This window comes from Psychrobacter sp., from assembly GCF_035469765.1.
Classification (GTDB): Bacteria; Pseudomonadota; Gammaproteobacteria; order Pseudomonadales; family Moraxellaceae; genus Psychrobacter.
Window position 1 is genome coordinate 1 of sequence record NZ_DATIRM010000200.1, and the last position, 3,907, is coordinate 3,907.

The 3,907-nt window shown below is 42.0% G+C and carries 4 protein-coding genes and 1 tRNA gene; 1 reads left to right on the top strand and 4 read right to left on the bottom strand.

Annotated elements, in window-relative coordinates; translation table 11 throughout:
• Positions 1-159: 159 nt before the first annotated feature.
• Together VLN09_RS05680 and rsgA are read right to left on the bottom strand one after the other, a co-directional pair.
• On the bottom strand, positions 160-615 hold the full coding sequence (locus tag VLN09_RS05680; RefSeq protein ID WP_325244511.1) for a rhodanese-like domain-containing protein: 456 nt from the start codon (positions 613-615) through the stop codon (positions 160-162).
• 147 nt (positions 616-762) lie between these two features.
• Positions 763-1,866 carry a ribosome small subunit-dependent GTPase A gene (gene rsgA, locus VLN09_RS05685; protein WP_325244513.1) on the bottom strand — a complete coding sequence of 368 codons (1,104 nt, stop codon included), beginning with the start codon at positions 1,864-1,866 and terminating at the stop codon, positions 763-765.
• A 232-nt stretch (positions 1,867-2,098) separates the two neighbouring features.
• Here rsgA and orn point away from each other — a divergent pair, with 232 nt between their 5' ends.
• Positions 2,099-2,686, top strand: coding sequence for an oligoribonuclease (orn, locus tag VLN09_RS05690; protein WP_325244515.1), 588 nt, complete (start codon positions 2,099-2,101; stop codon positions 2,684-2,686).
• 144 nt (positions 2,687-2,830) lie between these two features.
• Here the strand turns inward: orn and VLN09_RS05695 are convergent, their stop codons facing one another.
• On the bottom strand, positions 2,831-3,310 hold the full coding sequence (locus tag VLN09_RS05695; RefSeq protein ID WP_325244517.1) for a hemerythrin domain-containing protein: 480 nt from the start codon (positions 3,308-3,310) through the stop codon (positions 2,831-2,833).
• Between the two features lie 466 nt (positions 3,311-3,776).
• Positions 3,777-3,853, bottom strand: a tRNA-Asp gene (locus tag VLN09_RS05700).
• Between the last annotated feature and the right edge of the window lie 54 nt (positions 3,854-3,907).

Consider the following 3,907-nt stretch of genomic DNA (forward strand, 5'->3'; position numbering starts at 1 on the left):
TATTATGCTCACTATAAAGTGGGGATAGGCAATATAAATTCAAGCCAAATACATACAAAAGCGCTGCCAGTATCATAAATGCCACACAAAAAAAGACACCCAGTAAAAGGTGTCTTTTTTATTTACTATCTATTGATAGTAAGTTGGTACGCTATCAAACTACTTGTGCAAGCTCGGTTTTACTTTGACTTTAGTCTTGGGCTTAGCATCTTTTAGTCCAACAAGTGGCATCCCAGCGCCTTGCCAACCACCAATACCGCCTTCTAAACGATAAACGTTTTCTTTACCAATCATTTGAATCGCCGCACCTGCTTGTACACCCATGTCACAGATGATAATGACTGGATGCTCAATCGCACGAATTTCCTCAATGCGGTCTTTGAGCTCAGTAAATGGGATGTTGCGACTACCTTGGATGTAACCGGTTACAAACTTCTTTTTGGCGCGGATATCGATAAGCTGCGCATTATGCGAGTTCACCATCATACCAAGGGTATTGGGTGATATTTTTTTACCGCTACGTTTGTTTTCAATAGCAAAAAATAGCACAGCAAGTACGGCTAATATGCCAAATAAAAACGGGTGGTTGCCCACAAATTCTAGCGCACGATCCAAACCATACCTCCAAAAAAATAAGTGTTCTATCAAGCTGAGAAGACAGCCTAATGGATTGAACAAGGCGCTATTATACCGATTAGCCCATCCATAGTAAACGTGTGATGGCTAACATCGTGATTAACGATTGATAAGGCTCAATAGGGTTTAATAAGGCTTAGTATCTGCCTCTTCTCTTAGCGTCACAAGGTTTTCGACGCGGCGTTGCAATACTTTACCATCAGCAACCGCCTCCCATAATGCGCAGCCTTTACTGTTGTGAGTGTGGCGGCAGTCACGAAACTGGCAGTCGCCCGATAATGGCGCCAGCTCAACAAAGCCTGAGATGATGTCATCAGGAGTCAAGTGCCAAATGCCATACTCACGAATACCGGGGGTATCGACGATACCACCTTGGGTCAAATCATCGGGATTAAAGGGTAACAAGCGGCTGGTAGTAGTGGTATGTTGACCGAGCTTTGAGTTATCAGAGATGATATTCACGCTTTGTGCTGATTCAGGTAACAGTGCATTGATTAAGCTGCTTTTACCGACACCAGATTGACCTGCAAAAATAACCAGCTTTTTATCTATATAGCGCTTCAGCTCATCAAGTCCTTCCTGCTCATCACTATCAGCGACATTTTCAGGACAATCGACTGAGGTCAAGACGCTCTCATAACCGAGCGCTGCATATTGAGCCAATAACTCATTGGTATCGACGCCTTTTTCTTGCTCAAGTAAATCGGCTTTATTGAGTACCAGTAAAGGCTTGACCCCAGCATGATGACAGACGACCAAATAACGATCAATGAGTGTCGGAGCAGCAGCAGGCAAGGGCGCAAATACAATAGCCAAAATATCGACATTGGCGGCGACAGGCTTGAGCTTATGATAACGGTCAGGGCGCGAAACTAGTGATGTACGCGGCTTGACTGATTCAATCCGACCAAAGCCTGTATTAGAGTCAGCATTCCAGCGCACTTGGTCGCCTGCTGCTAGCATCGGCAAATTGGTACGTACGTGGCAGCGCCAAATATCACCGAGTGCCAACGCTTGCCAAAACGGCTCAGGGTCATCAGGTGCAACCTCAGGCTGTATCGGTATCACTGCTGGCAAGCTGGTCACTTGCACTTCCAGCTGCTTGCCATAATGCGCCATGACCACGCCATCCATCAAACTGTCATCGATACTGTCTTGATTGGACAATTGCTGCTTGTCGATGCGCCGAAGCTGTTGTTTCGTCAGTTTGCGCTGCCGGATTAATGCCATGGGTTTGTGACCTATTATAAAAATATTGCTCAGTGTAGCGTGAAAGTTTGCTAACATACAGCCTAAAGCGCCTGCACTGGCAGAGATTTTGTAATATTTTGGTGTTTATCCATCCTAAATGAAAGTCACCGCTGTCCATACACCAACATTTATAGGCGCTTTATTTTATTAACATTGCTATTAAAGCTTTGCTTGTAAGTTGTCCCAAACTTTAATGACCATAGGATATTTTATGACCACCGGCGACCATCCCAATAAGATTAAAATCAAAAACCAAGGCAAAAAAGGGCTGGTATGGATTGATTTAGAAATGACCGGACTTGATACCTTAAATGATGAGATTATCGAGATAGCCACTGTCGTCACCGATGAAGATTTGAACGTCCTTGCCGAAGGACCGGTATTTGCTATCAAGGTATCGGATCAAGTCTTAAATAAAATGGATAACTGGAATACCAAGCAGCATGGGCAGTCGGGACTGGTCGACCGTGTACGCCGTAGTACGGTGACATTGGCTGAGGCGGAAGCTGAAACCATTAAGTTTTTGAATAAATGGGTTGATAGTGGCAAGTCGCCGATGTGCGGTAACTCGATTTGCCAAGACCGCCGCTTTATGGCACGTCAAATGCCAGAATTAGAAAAATTCTTTCATTATCGTAATCTTGATGTGTCGTCTATCAAAGAGCTGTGTTTCCGCTGGCGTCCTGATGTCCTCAAGAATTTTGAGAAAGGTGGCAGTCATTTAGCATTAGATGATATTCGTGATTCAATCCGTGAGCTCAAACATTATCGTCAGCATTTCTTTAAACTGATACCTTAGAAAAAAAGGTATTAAAAAAGCCTTTAGATGAATCAAGCGCTAAGATTGGGCTGGTTTGTTTGAAGGCTTTTTTGTATCAAATAATCCAAAAATATGATCTGAAGGTGTTGTTTTAATCACTATTCAATAAGGCTGTCTTAATTTTTAACGCAGCCCATCAGGACGTTTAATACTGTCGGGGCTCGCTTCGTAAATGGCATTCAGTTCTGCTTCTGTCAGATATTTCTCTACCGTAGAGTATAACTCTCGCTCTTCAAAACGAATATGCTTGTATAAAAGCGTGCCCAATGCTTGGACTTGCGCAGTGGTTATCTCTCTATTGATAGATTTCTGTGAACGCTCGGTTTCATCCATCAGTTTATATAGCTGCTTATGCTGAGCATCTAAAGTATCAAGCACTGAGGCAACCTTAGTATGAGAGGCACGATAAGGCTCTAAAGCGTGAGCGATTAAGGTATCCTCAATCTTAAAGTGAGCTTGCATATCTTTAATATAAGCCGTGAGATGATGCCAATGCTTGGCAATCTCTACAGGCTCATCAGTACATTCTTTGGCATGACGAGACAGATTAAGTCCAAGGTGATGTTGGCGAGATAAAGGCTGTAATTGATTGGCACGTTTCATAATAAAAGCCCTTAATGATTTAAAAAATTATGATTTATTCATTATTTGGTACGGTATGCTTAATATCTACTCATTCTGTATTTACTTAGAGTAACCATATGAACAGGTGGGCATGTAAACGTAGCCAGTCCAAGCGCTCTCTTATATCAATATGCAGCTATTTATTGCTTTATCATTCTTGATTAGACATACGGTATCATCAACTCATGAGGATGTCATGTAAATGGATAAGAATGATTACCATTTATTAGGCAGGTATTGAAATGATGACTTTGAGAAAGGAGTTTTTTGCTCTTAAAGGCAGATAGAATAAAAGCAAGAAGAGTTAACAGCTTATGAAGATGTAGAGAGTTTAAAAGAAAAATATTATATAAGTCAAATATTCGTATAATTTATCAGACACAAAAAAACCTCAAATATAAATATTTGAGGTTGAAACTTTTGTATTAAAACTAAGTTTTAAATATGGCGCAGCGGACGGGACTCGAACCCGCGACCCCCGGCGTGACAGGCCGGTATTCTAACCAACTGAACTACCGCTGCTTAGGTCATCTTTAGCGTTTTTACCTTTATGAAGAGGTCCACTTCGCTAAAATA

Bases quoted from the DNA above. Each gene is read 5' to 3' on its own strand.
- rsgA (WP_325244513.1), bottom strand. From the start codon at position 1,866: ATGGCATTAATCCGGCAGCGCAAACTGACGAAACAACAGCTTCGGCGC.
- orn (WP_325244515.1), top strand. From the start codon at position 2,099: ATGACCACCGGCGACCATCCCAATAAGATTAAAATCAAAAACCAAGGC.
- VLN09_RS05695 (WP_325244517.1), bottom strand. From the start codon at position 3,310: ATGAAACGTGCCAATCAATTACAGCCTTTATCTCGCCAACATCACCTT.